Source organism: Patulibacter minatonensis DSM 18081 (genome assembly GCF_000519325.1).
Classification (GTDB): Bacteria; Actinomycetota; Thermoleophilia; order Solirubrobacterales; family Solirubrobacteraceae; genus Patulibacter; species Patulibacter minatonensis.
In genome coordinates this window covers 2,229,645-2,247,648 of the sequence record NZ_KI912613.1, presented here as the reverse complement: position 1 = coordinate 2,247,648, position 18,004 = coordinate 2,229,645, and the positions used below count along the sequence as shown (strand labels likewise).

The following is an 18,004-nucleotide window of genomic DNA, read 5'->3' as shown; positions in this document are numbered from 1 at the left end:
ATGAACGACACCCTGAACGACCTCCTGAACGGCCTCGGCAGCGCCGCCGCCTACTCCGTCGTCGGCCTGCTCGTGCTCGTCGCCGGCTTCGTCGCCGTCGACCTCGCGACCCCGGGCGACCTGAAGAAGCAGATCTGGACCGACCGCAACCGCGACCTGACCGCCGTCCTGGCGTCGGGGCTCGCGGCGAACACGATGACCGTCGTCGTCGCGATCCTGAGCTCCGACGACGACCTCGGCAAGGGGCTCGTCGACGCGTTCGGCTACGGGCTGCTCGGGGTGATCCTCATCGGGCTCGTCTTCAAGGTCGTCGACCTCCTGACGCCGGGCGACCTCGGCGAGATGGTCGCCCACGACGACCACCACCCGGCGGTCTGGATCACCGTGGTCACGCACCTCGCCGTCGGGGCCGTGGTCGCCGCCTCCATCTCGTGAGCGCCGACGGCGCCGCGGGCGCCGTCCCGGGCCCGACCGGGGACGCGACGCCGGCCGCGGCGGGTCCCGGCGGCCCGGCCGCCGGCGCCTCCACGGCGGAGGGCACGACGTCCGGCGCCGGTGCCTCGCCCCGCTCCGTCCGGGCGCTCCTGCTGCTCGCCGCCGGCGCGTGCGCCGCGTGCGCCCTCGTCTACGAGCTCGCGCTGATCGCCCTGGGCGGCGTCCTCGTCGGCGCCACCGTCACGCAGACGTCTCTGGTCGTCTCGCTGTTCGTCTTCGCGCTCGGGCTCGGCGCGCTGGCCGCCAAGCCGCTGCTCGGGCGGCCGCTCGCGGCGTTCGTCGTGGTCGAGACCGGCGTCGCGGTGGCGGGCGGGTTCTCCGTCCTCGCCTGCTACGCCGCCTTCGCGTACGCCGGGGTCTACACGCCGGCCGTGATCGTCGCCTCGCTGGTCTGCGGCGCGCTCGTCGGTGCCGAGCTGCCGCTCCTGATGGAGCTCCTCCAGCGGGTGCGCCGGCAGGCGGCGGCCCGCGCGCTCGCCGACCTCACGGCTGCGGACTACGTCGGCGCGCTCGTCGGCGGCCTGGCGTTCCCGTTCGTGCTGCTGCCGCTGCTCGGCCAGATGCGCGGGGCCCTGGCGGCCGGCCTCGTCAACCTCCTCTGCGCCGCACTCATCATCTTCGTCGTCTTCCGGGGCGACCTGACGCGGCGCGGGGCGATCGCGTCCACGGGCCTGCTCGCGGCGGGCCTGGTCGCCGTGGTGCTGGGTCTCGCCTACGCGGGCCGGTTCGAGGTCTCCGCCCGCCAGCAGCTCTACGACGACCCGATCGTCGTCTCGGAGCGCACCCCGTACCAGGAGATCGACGTCACCGAGAGCCTGACGTTCAAGGGGACGCCCGACGTGCGGCTGTACCTGAACGGCGACCTCCAGCTCTCCAGCCGCGACGAGTACCGGTACCACGAGGCCCTCGTCCACCCGGCCCTGGCGGCGACGACGCCGGAGGCCCGGTCGCGGGGCCTGAAGGTCCTCGTCCTCGGCGGCGGCGACGGCATGGCGCTGCGCGAGGTCCTGCGCCACCGCGAGGTCGCGTCGGCCCACCTCGTCGACCTCGACCCGGCGATGACGCGGCTCGCCCGCACCGACCCGCGCCTGCGGCGGCTGAACCACGGATCGTTCGACGACCCGCGGGTCCGGGTCACCAACGGCGACGCCTTCAACTGGGTCCGCGACCACCCGAAGGGCGGCACCGGGGACCGCTACGACGCGGTGATCGTCGACTTCCCCGACCCTGACGACCAGGGCCTCGCCCGGCTCTACAGCGCCGAGATGTACGGCATGGTCCGCAGCCGCGTGCTCGCCCCCGGCGGCGTCGCGGTCGTCCAGTCGGGCTCGCCGTACTTCGCCGCGGACGCGTTCTGGTCGGTCGGGAAGACCCTGCAGCTCGCGGGCTGGCGCGGCCGGCCGTACCACGTGGACGTCCCGACGTTCGGCGACTGGGGCTTCTGGCTCGCCGGCCCGGCGAGCGCCCCGCAGGCCCCGCCGCTGTCGGTCGGCTCCCCTCCCCCGCCCGGCCTGCGGTTCCTCGACCAGGCGACCCTGCGGGCCGCCGCGACCTTCCCCGCCGACCGCGGCCCCCGGGACGTCCGCCCGACGACGCTGAACCGCCCGGCGATCCTCGACTACACCCGCAAGGGGTGGGCGGACTACTAGCCGGGGGCCCTACGTCGGCTTCGCGCCCGGGAAGCGCGCGTGCAGCCAGGCGTCCCAGCGGGGACGCTCGGCCTCCGCGACCGCCGAGCCCGCCGGTCCGAAGAGGTGGGCGTGGACGAGCAGCGACGTCGTCGTCCAGGTGTGGGCGGAGAGCTCGACGAAGCCCGGTGCGGGCGCGGTCGTCCGCAGCAGCAGGCTCGTCGGCCGGACCTCCTCGACGACCCCGGCGAGCGCCGGCGCGCCCTCCGTCGCGGCGACCTCGTCCCCGACGACCGCGTCCGCCAGGCCGAGCGCGCGCAGGAGCGCCGCCCACGCCTCGCCCTGCGGTGCCCGTACGCCGCGGACGACGAAGACGCCCCCGGCCTCCTGTCCCGGGAAGTGCTCGCGGGCCAGCCGCAGGTTCCGCAGCCCGGCGACCCAGGCCTCCTCGGTCAGCCCGATCGCGTCGCGGTAGCGGGGGCCGTCGGTCGTCAGGCCGCTCGTCAGCCGGACCTCGCAGACGCCGCCGGGGCCGGGCTCGACGAGGACCTCCGTCCGCCACGGCGGGACCTCTTGCCCCCACGCGCGCTCCTCGTAGGCGAACCGGCGCGGCGGGTCGTACGCGGTGACGACCCCGTGGCTGTGGCCGAAGGGCCCGTGGTCGGTGACGACCGCGCCCCCGACGCGGGACTGGACCTTCGCCGGGACGTACCAGGTGCCGATCCCCGCGCCGGTGGCGACCGACCACCAGACCTCCTCGGGGGTGCCGCGGACGGTCGCGCGCAGCCGGACCAGGACGGCGTCGGCGTCGTCGGCGGGGTGGTCGGCGAGGTCGGGGACGTCGGTCATCGGCGGGCGGAGGTCGGTGGCGGACGGTGCGCCCCCGGACGGCATCGGTCCGGGCGGTCGTCGCCCATGGTCGCAGCGACGTGGGCGCGGTGGCACGCCGCACCGCCGGGCCGCCGGTCGTCGCGGGCCGCCGTCGCCGCGATCCGCCCTATCCTCGCGGGGTGCTGCTCGCGATCGTCATGGGGCTCCTCGCCGTCGCGTCGCTCGTCGCGTTCGTCGTGCCGCTGCGCATCGCGACGCGGAACGAGGCGGCGGTGCGCGAGCGTGGGATGCCCGCCCACGACGGCACGGCGTTCGTCGGGCTCGACCACCTGGCGATCGGCGTCGAGCTGCAGTTCGACCGGCAGCGGTGGTTCGTGCGCGGCGTCCAGCACGTGACCCCGGAGGGCGGCGAGGCGTGGTCGGCGTGGCACCTGGACGACCGCGGCCAGGGCGGCTGGCTGCAGACCGCCGGGCGCGACGACGAGGTCGTCTTCGCCGTGCGCGCCGAGCGGCCGGACACCCTGGACCCGGGCGCCGAGCGCCTGACGTGGCGCAACCACGAGTGGGTCCGCCTCGCCGCGGACGCCGGCCCGGTCGACGCGACGGGCGAGCGCCAGCGCTCCCGGCGGGGCGGCCTGCAGCCGGTCTCGGACGCCGACGTGGAGCGCGTCGTCTTCACCCGCGAGGAGATGCCGTCCCGCCGCCTCGTGCTCGAGCGCTCCGCGGACGACGAGACCTGGAACGCGTGGATCGGCACCGCGGTGCCGGGCCGGATGGTCGACGTGTGGCCCCCGGGCGGCGCGGCCGCGACGGTCGCCGGGCCTCAGCCCTCGTAGACCGCGCCGGCGCCGACGATCGCCTCGACCTCGATCTCGACCTTCAGCCGCGGGTCGACGAGGGCGACGATGCCGAGCGTCGAGATGGTCGGCCGCGCGCCGCGCAGCGCCGCGCCGTAGGCCTCGAGCACGGCCGGACCGTTCGTCGGCAGGTCGACGACGAAGACCCGGGAGCGGATGACGTCCCGCAGCTCGGACCCGGCCTGCTCCAGCGCGCGCTCGATCGTCCCCAGCGCGAGCCGGGCCTGCTCGCCGACGTCCTCGGGGATCGGCTCGTCGCCGCGCGCGGCGGTCGTCCCGGACACCAGCACGCGGTCGCCGACGCGGATCGCCCGTGAGTAGCCGACCTCGGTCTCCCACGGCCCGCCGGAGTGAAAGCGCTGGACGCGGTCCTGATCGCGGCTCATGCGGGAGAGGTTACGGCGATGTTGACCGGCGCTCGTTGTCCCTGCGTCCGAAACCCTTCCCCGGACCACGCCGCGGGTGGCACCCGCCCTAGTGGCGGAAGTGGCGCCGCCCGGTGAAGACCATCGTCGCGCCCGCCTTGTCGGCCGCCTCGATCGAGAGCTCGTCGCGCATCGAGCCGCCCGGCTGGATGACGGCGGTGACGCCGGCCTGCAGGCCGATCTCCAGGCCGTCGGGGAACGGGAAGAACGCGTCGGACGCCATGGCGGCGCCGGTGAGGTCGAGCCCGTGCTCGGCGGCCTTCTCGGCGGCGATGCGGGCCGAGTCCACGCGGCTCATCTGCCCGGCGCCGATGCCGACGGTCGCGCCGTCCTTCGCGTAGACGATCGCGTTGGACTTCACGTGCCGCATGACCCGCCAGGCGAAGAGCATGTCGCGCCACTGGGCGTCGGTCGGCAGGGCCTTCGTCGAGACGGACATCGTGGCCGGGTCGATCTGGACCTCGTCGGTGTCCTGCACGAGGACGCCGCCGGCGACCGAGCGGACGTCGAGGCGCTCGAGGCCCTTCAGCGCGGCGTCGTCGCCGGTCAGGAGCCGCACGTTGGGCTTCTCGGACAGGAGCGCGAGGGCGTCGTCGTCGAACGCCGGGGCGAAGAGCACCTCGACGAAGAGCTTCGACAGCGCCTCGGCCGCGGCGAGGTCGACCGGGCGGGTCAGCGTGACGATGCCGCCGAACGCCGAGACCGGATCGCAGGCCAGGGCGCGCTGGAACGCCTGCAGGCTGGAGTCGCCGATCGCGGCGCCGCACGGGTTGTTGTGCTTGACGATGACCGCGGCGGGCTCGTCGAACTCGCGGGCGATCGCACGGGACGCCTCGAGGTCGAGCAGGTTGTTGAACGAGAGCTCCTTGCCGTGGAGCTGCTCGACGCCGCCCAGCAGGTGGGCCGGGGCGCCGGCGCGGCGGTAGTACGCGCCCCGCTGGTGCGGGTTCTCGCCGTAGCGCAGCGTGCGGTCGCGGACGTAGCCGCGGGAGAACTGGGCCGGGAACGGCACCCGGCCGCCCGACGCGGGGTGCCCGCAGGGGTGGCCGAGCGGCAGCTGCGAGCCGTCGAACTCCTCCTGGTCCTGCAGGAAGCCGGAGATCGCGGCGTCGTAGCGCGCCGTCGTCGCGTAGGCCTGCAGCGCGAGGTTGCGGCGGGTGACGATCCCCAGCGAACCGTCGCCGGACGTCTTGAGCTCCTCGATCACCGCGGGGTACTGCGCGGGGTCGGTGAGGATGCCGGCGTAGCCGTGGTTCTTCGCGGCCGCGCGGATCAGCGACGGGCCGCCGATGTCGATGTTCTCGATCGCGGCGGCGAGCGAGACGTCGGGCTTGGCGACCGTCGCCTCGAAGGGGTAGAGGTTCACGACCACGAGGTCGATCCAGCCGATGCCGTGCTCGGCGGCGGCCGTCGCGTGCGTGTCGAGATCGCGGACGCCGAGGATGCCGGCGAAGAGGTGCGGGTCGAGCGTCTTGACCCGGCCGTCCATCATCTCCGGGAAGCCGGTGATCGACTCCACGGCGATCACGGGCAGGCCCGCGTCGCTGATCGCCTTCGCGGTGCCGCCGGTCGAGATCAGCTCCGTCCCGGCGTCGTGCAGGGCCTGCGCCAGCTCGGCCAGACCGGTCTTGTCGGACACCGAGAGCAACGCTCGGCGCACCGGGACGCGGTCGGGGGCGGTCGTCTCGAGCGGATCCGGCATGGCCCGGCCGAGGATAGTCGTCGTCCCCCGTCCGGACCCGGCCGGTCCCGTCCCGGACGGCAGGAGGGCCCGCGCGCGCAACGCCCCGGACCCGCCGAGTGCGCCATGATGCGATTCATGATCGGATTTCGTCCTATTGCGGTCGCCGGCCTCCTCGTCGCCACGCTCGGGCTCTCCGCGTGCGGCGGTGGGGACGACGACGAGGACTCCAAGGCGTCCGACCAGTCCGCCGCGCTCCAGAAGCAGGGCGTGAAGAAGGAGGACGCCGACCAGCTCGCCGCGGCCGCCACGCAGGCCAGCGAGAAGCTGGGCGCCGACGGATCGGCGCAGCTGAAGAAGGACGTCGCCGCACAGCAGAAGAAGGCGACGGACCTGCAGGCGCAGCTGGTGAAGATCGCCGAGGACGTCAAGGCCAAGCGGATCACCAACGCCGAGGGCAACGAGCGGATCGGCGTCGTGCGCATCCAGATCCAGGAGGCCGCGCTCGCGGTCGCCGACGAGCTCGACAAGGCGGGCGCGCTGCCGGCCGGGGCGAAGCAGCAGGTCGAGACCGCCCGCCGGCAGCTCGAGAAGGACAAGGCCGCGCAGGCGAAGTAGCGCCCCGGGACGGCAGCAGGAGGTCCCGCCCGCCGACGGGGTCGCGCGCCGATGCGACGCGACCCGCACCCGGACGCCTGCGGACGGCGCCAGGGCGTCGCGCCATGCGGCATGATCGGGAGATGCCCAGGCTTCGCGCATTCGCCCTCGCGGGCCTGCTGTCGACGACGCTCGGCCTGGCGGCCTGCGGGGGCGGGGACGACTCCTCGGAGACCGCGACCGCGACGACCGCGAGCGCCGGCACGGCCACGACGACGAGCACGACCACGACGTCCGCCGCGGGGACCCGGTCCGTCCCGGCCCCGGAGCGGGACGCGACCGCGGCCCTGGCGGACCAGCTCGCCCCGACCACCCCCACCGGACCGTCGACGCCGGACCTCTCCCGGCTCGCGGACCAGACCGCGGCCGCGAGCAGGAAGCTCGGTCCGGCGGCCGGAGCCGCGCTCCGTCGCGACGTCGCGGCGAGCCAGAAGCAGGCCGCGGCCCTGCAGCAGCAGGTGGTGGCGACCGTCCGCGACGTGCAGGCCAAGAAGCTCAGCGCCGCCGAGGGCAGCGCCCGGATCAAGGCGCTCGCGCTCCGGACCCAGGAGACCGCGCTGCGGATCGTCGACCGGCTCGACGCCGCCGGGGTGATCCCGGACGCGGCGAAGGCGCAGATCGAGGCGGCCCGCAGGAAGATCGAGAAGGACAGGGCCGCACAGGCGAAGTGAGGGGCCGGCCCGCGGCGGCCGGCCCCTCGTGAGCACCTACGGCAGCAGCGTCACGCGGGCCGTCGTGGCCCGCAGCGCCCCGGTGCTGTCCCGGGCCCGCAGCGTGACCGACGCCCGCAGGCGGTTGCGGCGCGTCAGGAGCTCGTACGCGGAACGCGAGAGCGTCACCGTCACGGCGGTGGTCCGCCCGGCGCGGATCGAGAACGACCGCGAGCCGAGCCGGCGCCTCCCGGACTCCAGGCGGAGCACGCCCTTGCACGAGGCCGAGCCCTTCGTCGCGCCGCAACGGACGCGCACCAGCACCTTGCGGGACCGCGAGGAGCGCACCGTGGACTTCGAGACCACCGGGGCGGCAGGCGTCGGCGCCTTCGACGGCACGACCGGCACGGGCGGCGTCACCGGGCCGGGAGGCGCGGGGACGTCCGGCGTCGCCGGGACGACCGGCGGCACGGGTGTCGTCGGGGTCACCGGCTCCGGCGGCACCGGCAGGTCGCCGACCTGAACGCGGGCGGTGACCTCGGTCGTCCGGCCGGCCGAGTCGGTGACGACCGCGGTCACGCGGTGCACCGCGCCGTCGTCGGCGGCCGCCGGGACCCAGTCGGCCTCGTAGGGGAAGGTGCCGACGCTCGTCAGCGGCACGCCGTCGACGGCGAACGCGACGCTCGTGACCCCGAAGTCGTCGTCCGCGACGACGTCGAGCGGGACGGTGTCCCCGACGACGACCTTCGTGCCGTCCGTCAGCGTGTCGAACCGCCCGGTCGGGGCCGCGTCGGGCGCGACGCCCGGGGCGACGGGGGCGGTCGGGGCGGTCCCGAGGAAGGGCGCGGTCGTCAGGCCGGCCCCATAGGTGGGAGCGCCCGCCCCGGCGAAGTCGCCGCCGGACTTGGTGGGCGGCAGGCTGGGGCCGTTGCTGCTGCCCCAGTAGTTCGAGCGCGCGTCGATGGCGACGGGCGCCGGGGCGGTGCCGTCGAAGGTCCCCGCCCATGCGCCGAACGTGTTGCCGGAGATCGTGTTGGACGCCGTGCGCACGCCCCCGACCACGCTGCCGGGATCGACGCCCCGGAGGTACACGCCGGCGCCGGCGCCCGGGGTCGCCGTCGGACCGGCGACCCCCGTGACGAGGGTGCGGCTCAGGACGAGCGCGGTGCTGCGCCCCCACCCCTCGACGCCGTCCTGGGCGACGAGCGGGGAGGTGCCCGCACCGGTGATGCGGCTGTCCGAGATCGTCGCGCGCATGGTGTTCGTGCGCTCGCCCGTCCCGGCGAGCGTCCGACTGTCGACGACGATGCCGGCCTTGTTGAACCCGTCGACGGCCACGCGCTCGACCGTGGCCGCGTTGACCGTCCCCTCGATCGTGTTGGCGAGCACGATGCCGTGCCCCTGCGACGCCATCGGCCCGACGAAGAGCCCGGTGCCGGGGCCGGTGTCCGGGGCGATCCCGGTCACCCGGACGTCACCGATCCTGCTCTCGTTCACGTCGATCATCGCGATCCCGGCCTCGACGGCCGTGCCGCTGCCGCGCACGGTGAGCCCCGAGATCTGGACGTCGGAGAGCTCGACGAGACGCCGCTTCACCGTGATGACGTTGCCGAACTCGTCGCGCTCGTTCGGCGTCGTCGCCGCGGTCGACGGCGCGGAGCCGTCGGGCTGCACGAAGACCTTGTCCGCCCCGGCACCGAGGAGCTTGAGGTTCTTCTCGATCTTCAGCCCGGACGACCCGACCCCGCCGGGGACGGGGTAGACGCCGTCGCACACGCGGATCGTGTCCCCCTGCGAGGCCGCGGCGACCGCGTCGACGAGGGACGTGAAGTCCGCCGCCGGGCACTGCACGCGGTCGTCGTCGACCCGCAGGACGTTCGCGTCGGCGGCCGTCGCGGTGGCACCCAGGGCGAGGCAGGCGAGCACCGCGGAGGTGGACAGGGTCCCCATGCGTGGGCGACCTGAACGGCTCGTTGAATGGCCAGACTCGCTATCGAAATTGTGCGTTCGTGTGCGCAAGAGCGTCTCTCGTTCTCCCGATGGACGGCCGACCCTATCGCCGGCGCGCCACGGGCGCCATCGGCGCATGAACCACCGTATACCGGCCTTTTCCAGGGTTTTTTAGATACCAGAACAGGAGTACCAAGGCGTACCGATGCATGTTTGGCCACGCGTCGAAGGCCGATGACTGCCGACGCGCCAAATGACCACGAACGCGCACGAACGGACGCCATAAGGTCGCCGTCTTCGCCCGATTCCCACCGCCGCGGCCGAGCGGCGCGGGTGCGGCGGGCCGCTGCCTCAGGGCCCACCTTCGGGCGAATCGCCACGACCCCAGATCGTCGGTCGCCCCGAGCGACCGGCCCGGAGACCACGCACGTGCTCGAGCCATCAGCCGCACCCCGATCAGGCCTCGCCCGTCGGCGTTCACGCCTCGCCGCCGTCCTCGCGACGGTCGCCGCCCTCGCCACGTCGCTGGCCGCCACGCAGGGTGCCATCGCCGCGGACCCCGCCGATCCGCTGGCCAAGGGTCCGTACGAGGTCAACCGGAGCTATTACAACGCCGGAAACCTCCAGCTGACGGTGACGAGCACCGGCTGCGGCACCGGCTCCACCTCGCCGACGCCCGTCGCCTGCAGCAACGGGCTCACCGGCCTGAACCCCGGCGACAGCACCACCGGCAACGGCAACAGCTTCCCGCAGCCGCTCGAGGGCACGGTCACCTGGCCGACCGGTGACGGCCCCCGCGGCGCCGGGCCCTACCCGGTCATCCTGCTCCAGCACGGCCGGCACAACGCCTGCGTCGGCGCCGCCGGCACCGACGGCGGCGCGGGCTCGACCCAGGCGTTCCCCGCCGGGACGTGCCCGAGCAAGGTGCCGCCGAACCCCGTGACCGGCTTCTGGCCGTCGTGGGAGGGCTACGAGTACATGGCCGACGACCTCGCGTCGCACGGCTACGTCGTGATCTCCGTCTCGGCCGGCGCGCTCGTCACGTTCGACAACGTCACCGGCTCGATCGACGCCGGCGGCCTGGCACGCGCCCAGATCATCGCCAACTCGCTCGACCTCCTGAAGAGCTGGAACACGACGCCCGGTCCCGGTGCCGTCGGCTCGAACCTGATCGGGAAGCTCGACTTCAGCCGCGTCGCGATCATGGGCCACTCGCGTGGCGGTGAGGGCGTCACCCAGTACATCACCTACAACCGCCAGCGCCCGGGCGCCCGCTACAACCTCACCGGCGCGTTCGCGCTCGCCCCGATCGACCGCAACAAGCAGTACCCGCAGGGCACGAACTACGCGACGCTGGCCCCGGCCTGCGACGGCGACGTCAGCTCGATCAGCGGCTGGAACGCGTTCGAGCGCAGCAAGTACGGGAACGACGACGACCCGTTCGCGAAGTACGGGTTCTACGTCGAGGGCGCGAACCACAACTGGTACAACACGCGCTGGGTCGCGAGCGACCGCACCGGCTCGGACAGCGCCTGCGGTTCCACGCCGGCCACCGCACGGCGCCTCACGATGGCCGAGCAGCGGGCCACCGGCCTGGCGACGATGGAGCTCTTCCTCCGCCTGTACGGCGGCGGCGAGTCCGCGCTGAAGCCGTGGATCACCGGCGAGAGCGGCACCCCCGCGTCCGCGTGCCCGAGCGACCCGTCGTCGAAGGCGATCGCCTGTCCCGACCTCATCAAGTACTCGTACATCGCGCCCGCCGCGGAGCGGCAGGACATCGTCCGGCCCGGATCCGGTGCCGTCCCGACGACCGCCAGCCCGACGGCGAAGGACGACGCCGGCGGCACGTACACCGGCTCCGGGTTCGCGACGTTCGACTGGTGCAACCCGGACCCGTTCGCGAACCCGCAGTCCGCGAACCCGCCGTCCACCCAGACGACGACCCCGATCAAGGCGTGCGCCGGCCCGAACGTCGGATCGTCGACGGCCAACTCGTACAACCGCTCGATGGGCCCGCAGCTCGCGCTGGCCTGGGACGGACCGGCGACGCTGTCGGCCGGCCTGCGCGGTGACGCCCGCGACGCGACGCGGTTCCGCTCGCTGAGCTTCCGCGCGGCGTACCAGTTCACGGACGTCGCCCGGAACCCGCTGAGCACGGGCTTCAACTGGGACGCCAACCCGACCAGCCTCGTCGCGGGCAGGCCGGTCCAGGACCTGCGGATCGCCCTCGTCGACCGCTCGGGGGCCGAGAAGGAGGTCAAGCTCACCGACCACACGCGCGGCATCGAGTCGACGCTCGGCCAGAACACGAGCACGACGCAGCCGCGACACATCGCGCTGCAGGGCCAGCGGATCCCGCTGTCCGCGTTCACCGGGATCGACCTGAAGACGCTCGACCGGGTGGAGCTGCGGTTCGGCGGAGCAGGCGTTCCGGCCACGGGCGCGATCCAGCTGGCGGACCTGGCGTTCCAGGAGCCCGCCGACCCGGCGGCCGCAGGGTCGACCGGCCCCGCCACGGTGCCGCTGACGCGGATGGCCGGCGACCCGGTCCTGCCCAAGCTCGACGCGGTCGTCACCGACCGGCCCGCGGTGACCGCGGCCGCCGCGAAGCCGAAGGTCTGCGTCGACCGCGCCCGCCCGACCACGAAGCTCGCCGCTCGGACGGTCCGTGCCGCGAGGACGGTCGCGCTGCGCGGGACCGCCACCGACACCGGGTGCGTCGCGACGCGGTCCAAGGGCGCGGCGAAGGGCGTCGTCGAGCGGGTCCAGGTCAGCATCAGCCTCCGCAGCGGCTCGAAGTGCCGGTTCCTGACCGACGCCGGGCGTCTGACGAAGGGCCTGACGTGCGGCGCGCCGCTGTCGCTGGTCGCCCGCGGCCGCAGCAGCTGGAACGTGCGGATCCCCGCCCGCCGGCTGCCGAAGGGCCGCTACGTGGTCCGCGCGGTCAGCATCGACGGGGCCGGGAACGTGTCCCGCACCGCCAAGGGCGCGCTGAAGGTCGGCTGACCGCGCGGCGTCCGTCCCGTCCCGGCGCGTGGGCGTCGGGACGGGTCACGTCCCGGCGCGGTGCCGGGACGCCGCGCCGGGCGCGTGTCCTCAGAGCGGCCCGGCGGCCGCCCGGCGGACCGCCTCCGGCAGCAGCCGGTGCTCCAGCGGGCGCAGAGCCTCGTGGACCTCGGCCGCGCTCGGTGTCCCCGGGATGCGGATCGCGTCCTGCAGCAGGATCCGGCCGGTGTCGACGCCGTCGTCGACCAGGTGGACGGTGACGCCGAAGACCTCGACGCCGTGGTCGACGGCCTGCTCGATCGCCCGGATCCCCGGGAAGGCGGGGAGCAGCGACGGGTGGACGTTGACGATGCGGTCCTCGAACGCGCCGACGAAGACCGGGGTCAGGATCGCCATGTAGCCCGCGAGGACGACGAGCTCCACGCCCTCGGCGACGAGCCACGCGGCGATCGCGGTGTCGCGGTCCTCGCGGGTGGCGAAGTCCGCGCGCGGGAAGACCTTCGACGGGACCCCGGCGCCGGCCGCCCGGATCAGCGCCCGGGCGTCGGGCTTGTCGCACGCCAGCGCCGCGACGTGCGCCTCGCGGCCGTGGACGGTGTCGAGCAGCGCCTGCAGGTTCGTCCCCTCGCCGGAGGCGAGGACCCCCACGCGGAGCGGTCGTGCGACGGGATCGGGTGCGGCGGCCATCGGGCCGCCGAGGATACGGCGGGCGCGACGGACGCCGCCGGGCGGCCCGTCCCGGCGACCGTCGCCCGGACGGTCCGTCAGTCGCCGGCGACGGTGGTGCGCGCCGGGCCCGCCCCGATCGTCGGGTAGGCCCCGCCGGAGGTCGCGATCGCCCCGGACTCGAGGAGCTCGTCGATCCGGAGCAGCAGGTCGCCGGTGCGGAGGTCGGCGTGCCGGGCGTAGGCAGGCAGCCCGTGGTACCCGCCGTCCAGCAGCTTGCGCGAGCGGCTGCCGCGCAGCACCTCGGCGATCCGCGTGCGGCCGATCGGCGGGTCGGCGTCGCGGACGACCTCGAGGATCGACGCGTCGACGGCCGCGCGCTCCGCGCCCTCCAGCGACCGCGCCCCGCCCGTCAGTCGTTGCGCCGCCGACCGGGCGCCCGCGGAGTCCCGCCGTCCCGCGGCGACGCGCCCGCCGCCCGTCGTCCCGGCGTCCGGCAGCAGCACGGGCGCGCAGGCGTCGCAGCACGGCACCGTCGGCCGACCCGCGCGGCCGCGCGCCGGAGAGCCCGTCGTGTCGCCGTGGACCTCGTCGCCCGCCCCCACCGACGGGTCGCCGAAGTGCCGCAGCACCGCCCCGCGCCGGCAGACGTCGCTCTCCACGAACGCCCACAGCGCGCGGTACTGCGCCCAGCGCTTCTGCTGGGCCTCCGCCGCGAGCGCCCGGACCTCGTACCGCACGCGATCGTCGTGGGGCCCGAGCAGCCGGCCCTTCAGGCGGTCCGGCGGACCCGGTGCGGGCTGGACCATCCCCGCCTGGGTCAGGTGCCCGAACACCGCACGCGCGGTCTCCCCGTCGACGCCGAGCTGCTGGACCGTCACGTCGAAGCGGTTCTCGTGCGAGGACCGCTGCAGCGCGTCGGCGATCCGGTCGAGCGTCTGCTCGTCGACCTCGCCGCGCTCGATGAAGTAGCGGTGCAGCCCCTTGTCGCGGCCGTCGGCGAGCATGAAGGCCGTCGCCGGCGCGCCGTCCCGGCCCGCGCGCCCGGCCTCCTGGTACCAGGCCTCGATCGACGGCGGTGCGCTGTCGTGGACGACGGTGCGGACGTCGGCCTTGTCGACGCCCATCCCGAATGCGTTCGTCGCGCAGACGAGCGGGACCTCGCCGCCCATGAACCGGCGCTGGGCGCGGTCGCGGGTCTCGCGGTCCAGGCCCGCGTGGTAGGCGACGGCCTCGACGCCGAGGGCCTCCCCCAGATCGGTCGCGAGGCGGTCGGCGTTGTCGCGGGTGCCGGCGTAGACGATCGCCGGCAGGGCGTCCGGCGCCGCGAGCGCCGCCAGCAGCCGTCCGCGGCGCTCGACCTGCCCGGAGCACCGGCGGACGACGAACGACAGGGCCGGACGGTCGAAGCCCGTCCGGACGTGGACCGGGTCGTCGAGGTGCAGGCGGCGCTCGATGTCGTCGGCCACCTGGGGCGTCGCCGTCGCGGTGGCGGCGAGGATCGACGTGGCCCCGAGCCAGCGCGCGGCGTCGGCCAGCCGGAAGTAGTCGGGCCGGAAGTCGTGGCCCCACTGCGACACGCAGTGGGCCTCGTCGACGACGAAGAGCCCGACCGACGCGTGCCGGATGCGGTCGAGGAACGCCGCGGACCCGAAGCGCTCCGGGGCCACGTAGAGCAGCCGGACGTCGCCCGCCACCGCGCGCTCGACCGTCCGCGCGTTCTCCGCCGGGTCCTGCTGCCCGCTGAGCAGCGCGGCGGGCGGCGCGGCCTCCGCGTCCCGCTGCAGGACGCGGCCGTTGAGCTGGTCGACCTGGTCGCGCATCAGCGACACGAGCGGGGAGACGACGATCGCCAGGTCCTCGCGGCACAGCGCCGGCAGCTGGTAGGTGAGCGACTTGCCCGCGCCCGTCGGCATGACGACCAGGGCGTCGCGACCACCGAACGCCGCGCGCGCGGCGTCCTCCTGTCCCGGCCGGAACCCGGGGAAGCCGAAGACCCCGCTCAGCGTGCCGAGCAGCGGGTCTTCCTGGCGGGACGCGACCGGCATCGACCTGCACGGTAGAGGCGCGGGAAGACGACAGCGGACCGGTGCCGGTCCGGCACCGGTCCGGCACGGGATCGGCACGGACGGCCTCCGCTCCGTCTCGTGGCCGCGGCCCCGGGACGACGCGGGACCGGCACGCGGCGGCGGCGAGGATCCGGCACCGACGGGACACCGCAGCGAGTACCGTGCACGCACCACCATGTCCCCCGCCTCCCGTCCCCGTCCCCTCCTCCGTGGCGCGCTGGCGATCCTCGTCGCGCTCGCCGGCGGCACCGCGCTGGCCGCGCCCGCCGGGGCGGCCGAGGGTCGCACGTACGTCGCCTTCGGCGACTCCTACACGTCCGGTCTCGGAATGGCCGACCAACGGCCCGCGCACGCCGGCGAGCCCGCCGCGTGCACGCGCTCGGCGCAGAACTACCCGGCGCAGGTCGCGAAGAAGCTCGACCTCGGCGCCGAGCGCACCGGCGACTGGGCGGACCTCTCGTGCGCGAACGCCACGCTGTCGGGCCCGGCGCTGCTCTCCCCCGTCGACCTGCTCGGCGAGGTCGCGCTGGCCGAGAAGGCGGGTGTCCTCGGCGACCGCACGCGCTTCGTCACCTTCACCGCGGGCGGCAACGACCGCTGGGACTCCGGCGGCCTCGGGCTCTTCGCCGGCGCGATCCTCTGCCTCGACAACCCGTCCTGCGGCGCGAACCCGCCGGCCGACCAGTACCAGCGCCCCGGCAGCGTCACGGCCGCCGCGTACGTGACCCGCGCCAAGCCGGCGCTCGACCGGATCCGGGCCCTGGCACCGAAGGCGAGGATCGCACTCGTAGAGTACGCCCAGGTGCTGCCGTCGACCGACCCGATCTGCCGCACCGACCAGCTCGTCACCACGCCGGCGGCAGCCGGCTCCAACGCCTACGCGCGGGCGGCGACGAACGCGCTCTTCGGCGCGCAGCCCGCGGCGGCGCAGGCGCTCGGCATCGGCTTCGTCGACACGACGAAGGCGACCGCCGGGCACGACATCTGCCAGGAGGCCGGGACGCGCTGGTTCGCCCGGACCGGCGACTCCGGGGCCGACCCCGTCCACCCGACGCTCGCCGCCCACACGGCGGTCGCGAAGGCCGTCTACGCCGCACGGCCCAGCCTGCCCAAGGCCACGTTGAAGGGCCCCGCGTCGGCGCGCGTCGGCCGCACCGCGACGTTCCGCGCGACGAACCTCGTCCGCGCCCCGGGGTACCGGGCGCGGGTGACGCGACAGCTCAGCGTCGCCGGACGGACCCGCACCTGCTCGGCCCCGGTGGGGAGCCGGCGGACCGCCACCGGGACCGCCTCGTTCAAGGGCCGCATCCCGTCGCGGCTCACGTGCGCGAGAGCCCCCAGGGCATCGCGCACCCGGGCGACCCCGGCCGGCCGCTACACCGTCAGGGTCTGCGCCGAGAGCTCCTCGGGCGCCTGCAGGAGCACCGGCTCGACCGTGCAGCGCACGGTGCGGCTCAGCCGCTGACGGGACCGTCGACGGCCGGGGCGCCTCCGCCCTACCGGGCAACCATCGGCAGCTGGTGCTCCAGCGCGAACTTGCCGAGGTGGTCCTCGGTGCCCGCGAGCGGGTACTCCCCCGTGAAGCAGGCGTCGCAGTGCCCGGCCCGATCGCCGCGGACGGCCTCGTAGACGCCCTCGAGCGACAGGTACGCCACGGAGTCGCAGCCGATGTGCTCGCGGATCTCCTCGACGGTGCGCTCGTGGGCGACCATCTCCTCGCGGGCGGACATGTCGACCCCGTAGTGGCAGGGGTTCCGGATCGGCGGGGCGGTGATCCGGAAGTGGACCTCCCGCGCGCCGGCGTCCTTCAGCATCTTCACGAGCTGCCGGGTGGTGTTGCCGCGGACGATCGAGTCGTCGACGACCACGAGGCTCTTGCCGCCGATGACCTCGGGCAGCGGGTTGAACTTCAGCCGCAGACCCTGCTGACGGAGCTCGTTGCCGGGCTGGATGAAGGTGCGCTGGACGTAGCGGTTCTTCACGAACCCGTCCTCCATCGGGATGCCGGTGGCGCGCGAGAAGCCGCGCGCCGCGGGGATCCCGGAGTCGGGCACCGGCACGACGAGGTCGGCGCCGGGCACCGGGGCCTCGCGGGCGAGGATCTCGCCCATGCGACCGCGGCTCGACTGCAGCAGGTTGCCCTTCATCCGCGAGTCCGGGCGGGCGAAGTAGATGTACTCGAAGAGGCAGAACGACTCGCGCTGCCCCGGCTGGACCATGATGCTCGTGACGCCGCGCTCGTCGAGGATCACGAGCTCGCCCGGCTCGACGTCGCGCACGTACGTGGCACCGATGATGTCGAGGGCGCAGGTCTCCGACGCCACGACCCAGGCGCCCTCGGAGATCTGCCCGAGCACCATCGGCCGGATGCCCTGCGGGTCGCGGAACGCGTGGACGCGGTCGCGGTCCATGACGACCGTCGAGTACGCGCCCTTCAGCCGCGGCATGACGTCGACGATGGCGTCCGCCAGCGACGCGGCCTCCGTCGTGGCCAGGAGCGCGGCCATGATCTCCGAGTCGGTCGTCGCCCGGAACGTGACGCCCTGAGCGGCCAGCTCGGTGTGCAGCTCGACCGCGTTGACGAGATTGCCGTTGTGGGCGAGCGCGAGCTCCCGGCGATCGTTGCGGTGGACCGGCTGGGAGTTCTCCCAGTCGTTGCCGCCCGTCGTCGAGTACCGCGTGTGGCCGACCGCGATGTCGCCGGTCAGGGCCCGCAGGTCGTGCTCCTTGAAGACCTGCGACACCAGCCCCAGCGCACGCTGGGTGATGATGAAGCCGCCGAGGTCGGCCGCCGCGATGCCCGCGGACTCCTGGCCGCGGTGCTGGAGCGCGTAGAGGCCGTAGTAGGCGAGCTTGGAGACGTCGTGCCCGGGGGCGTAGACGCCGAAGACGCCGCATTCGTCGCGGGGGCCTTCACGGTGATCGGTAGTGGAAACCATGCGCCGGCGCCGGGAGTCGGGAGCGGAGTTTCACCGCAGCACCACGACCGAGGGTAACAGCCGGTTCACGCGCATCTGTGCGGAGTGGGCCGAGCGCCCCGGGACCGGGCGATCCCCCGGTCGGACGTCCGTCCGTCGCGGCCGGACGGG

At 74.7% G+C, this 18,004-nt stretch carries 14 protein-coding genes; 7 read left to right on the top strand and 7 right to left on the bottom strand.

Annotation, left to right across the window (positions count from 1 at the left end; translation table 11 throughout):
- A complete protein-coding gene (locus tag PATMI_RS0110310) occupies positions 1-435 on the top strand; it encodes a DUF350 domain-containing protein (RefSeq protein ID WP_051471303.1) in 435 nt (144 codons plus the stop codon).
- Positions 432-2,144 carry a polyamine aminopropyltransferase gene (locus PATMI_RS29015; RefSeq protein WP_084269844.1) on the top strand — a complete coding sequence of 571 codons (1,713 nt, stop codon included), beginning with the start codon at positions 432-434 and terminating at the stop codon, positions 2,142-2,144. Before PATMI_RS0110310 ends, PATMI_RS29015 begins: the two co-directional genes overlap by 4 nt.
- Before the next feature lie 9 nt (positions 2,145-2,153).
- On the opposite strand, the gene PATMI_RS0110300 is transcribed toward PATMI_RS29015, so the two are convergent.
- Complete coding sequence (locus PATMI_RS0110300) at positions 2,154-2,972, bottom strand: SRPBCC family protein (RefSeq protein WP_169738349.1); 819 nt, start codon at positions 2,970-2,972, stop codon at positions 2,154-2,156.
- A 161-nt stretch (positions 2,973-3,133) separates the two neighbouring features.
- Between PATMI_RS0110300 and PATMI_RS0110295 the strand changes: the two genes are divergently transcribed.
- On the top strand, positions 3,134-3,790 hold the full coding sequence (locus PATMI_RS0110295) for a hypothetical protein (protein WP_026910838.1): 657 nt from the start codon (positions 3,134-3,136) through the stop codon (positions 3,788-3,790).
- On the opposite strand, the gene PATMI_RS0110290 is transcribed toward PATMI_RS0110295, so the two are convergent.
- Both PATMI_RS0110290 and purH read right to left on the bottom strand, forming a co-directional pair.
- On the bottom strand, positions 3,778-4,197 hold the full coding sequence (locus tag PATMI_RS0110290) for a Rid family hydrolase (RefSeq protein WP_026910837.1): 420 nt from the start codon (positions 4,195-4,197) through the stop codon (positions 3,778-3,780). The two genes, PATMI_RS0110295 and PATMI_RS0110290, sit on opposite strands and share 13 nt — an antisense overlap.
- 88 nt (positions 4,198-4,285) lie before the next feature.
- Positions 4,286-5,938, bottom strand: coding sequence for a bifunctional phosphoribosylaminoimidazolecarboxamide formyltransferase/IMP cyclohydrolase (gene purH / locus PATMI_RS0110285; RefSeq protein WP_026910836.1), 1,653 nt, complete (start codon positions 5,936-5,938; stop codon positions 4,286-4,288).
- Positions 5,939-6,055: 117 nt separating this feature from the next.
- Here purH and PATMI_RS0110280 point away from each other — a divergent pair, with 117 nt between their 5' ends.
- Together PATMI_RS0110280 and PATMI_RS34325 are read left to right on the top strand one after the other, a co-directional pair.
- On the top strand, positions 6,056-6,535 hold the full coding sequence (locus PATMI_RS0110280) for a hypothetical protein (RefSeq protein ID WP_026910835.1): 480 nt from the start codon (positions 6,056-6,058) through the stop codon (positions 6,533-6,535).
- A gap of 122 nt (positions 6,536-6,657) precedes the next feature.
- Positions 6,658-7,245, top strand: coding sequence for a hypothetical protein (locus tag PATMI_RS34325; protein ID WP_026910834.1), 588 nt, complete (start codon positions 6,658-6,660; stop codon positions 7,243-7,245).
- Positions 7,246-7,281: 36 nt separating this feature from the next.
- Here the strand turns inward: PATMI_RS34325 and PATMI_RS0110270 are convergent, their stop codons facing one another.
- Positions 7,282-9,174, bottom strand: a complete 1,893-nt coding sequence (locus PATMI_RS0110270) for an Ig-like domain-containing protein (protein WP_036725653.1) — start codon at positions 9,172-9,174, stop codon at positions 7,282-7,284.
- Between the two features lie 429 nt (positions 9,175-9,603).
- Between PATMI_RS0110270 and PATMI_RS0110265 the strand changes: the two genes are divergently transcribed.
- Positions 9,604-12,180: a poly(ethylene terephthalate) hydrolase family protein gene (locus PATMI_RS0110265; protein WP_026910832.1), complete on the top strand. Its 2,577-nt coding sequence runs from the start codon at positions 9,604-9,606 to the stop codon at positions 12,178-12,180.
- Between the two features lie 90 nt (positions 12,181-12,270).
- On the opposite strand, the gene purN is transcribed toward PATMI_RS0110265, so the two are convergent.
- Together purN and PATMI_RS29000 are read right to left on the bottom strand one after the other, a co-directional pair.
- Positions 12,271-12,867: a phosphoribosylglycinamide formyltransferase gene (gene purN / locus PATMI_RS29005; RefSeq protein WP_051471301.1), complete on the bottom strand. Its 597-nt coding sequence runs from the start codon at positions 12,865-12,867 to the stop codon at positions 12,271-12,273.
- A 77-nt stretch (positions 12,868-12,944) separates the two neighbouring features.
- Positions 12,945-14,894 (bottom strand): RecQ family ATP-dependent DNA helicase, encoded by a 1,950-nt coding sequence (locus PATMI_RS29000; RefSeq protein WP_051471300.1) that lies wholly within the window; start codon positions 14,892-14,894, stop codon positions 12,945-12,947.
- Between the two features lie 196 nt (positions 14,895-15,090).
- On the opposite strand from PATMI_RS29000, the gene PATMI_RS0110250 reads away from it, so the two are divergent.
- Positions 15,091-16,380 (top strand): SGNH/GDSL hydrolase family protein, encoded by a 1,290-nt coding sequence (locus PATMI_RS0110250; protein ID WP_026910831.1) that lies wholly within the window; start codon positions 15,091-15,093, stop codon positions 16,378-16,380.
- A 31-nt stretch (positions 16,381-16,411) separates the two neighbouring features.
- Here PATMI_RS0110250 and purF read toward each other — a convergent pair whose 3' ends face one another.
- On the bottom strand, positions 16,412-17,854 hold the full coding sequence (gene purF, locus PATMI_RS0110245; protein WP_026910830.1) for an amidophosphoribosyltransferase: 1,443 nt from the start codon (positions 17,852-17,854) through the stop codon (positions 16,412-16,414).
- Between the last annotated feature and the right edge of the window lie 150 nt (positions 17,855-18,004).

Coding starts and splice junctions, on each gene's coding strand:
- PATMI_RS0110310 (WP_051471303.1), top strand. CDS start 1: ATGAACGACACCCTGAACGACCTCCTGAACGGCCTCGGCAGCGCCGCC.
- PATMI_RS0110300 (WP_169738349.1), bottom strand. CDS start 2,972: ATGACCGACGTCCCCGACCTCGCCGACCACCCCGCCGACGACGCCGAC.
- PATMI_RS0110290 (WP_026910837.1), bottom strand. CDS start 4,197: ATGAGCCGCGATCAGGACCGCGTCCAGCGCTTTCACTCCGGCGGGCCG.
- purH (WP_026910836.1), bottom strand. CDS start 5,938: ATGCCGGATCCGCTCGAGACGACCGCCCCCGACCGCGTCCCGGTGCGC.
- PATMI_RS0110280 (WP_026910835.1), top strand. CDS start 6,056: ATGATCGGATTTCGTCCTATTGCGGTCGCCGGCCTCCTCGTCGCCACG.
- PATMI_RS34325 (WP_026910834.1), top strand. CDS start 6,658: ATGCCCAGGCTTCGCGCATTCGCCCTCGCGGGCCTGCTGTCGACGACG.
- PATMI_RS0110270 (WP_036725653.1), bottom strand. CDS start 9,174: ATGGGGACCCTGTCCACCTCCGCGGTGCTCGCCTGCCTCGCCCTGGGT.
- purN (WP_051471301.1), bottom strand. CDS start 12,867: ATGGCCGCCGCACCCGATCCCGTCGCACGACCGCTCCGCGTGGGGGTC.
- PATMI_RS29000 (WP_051471300.1), bottom strand. CDS start 14,894: ATGCCGGTCGCGTCCCGCCAGGAAGACCCGCTGCTCGGCACGCTGAGC.
- PATMI_RS0110250 (WP_026910831.1), top strand. CDS start 15,091: ATGTCCCCCGCCTCCCGTCCCCGTCCCCTCCTCCGTGGCGCGCTGGCG.
- purF (WP_026910830.1), bottom strand. CDS start 17,854: ATGGTTTCCACTACCGATCACCGTGAAGGCCCCCGCGACGAATGCGGC.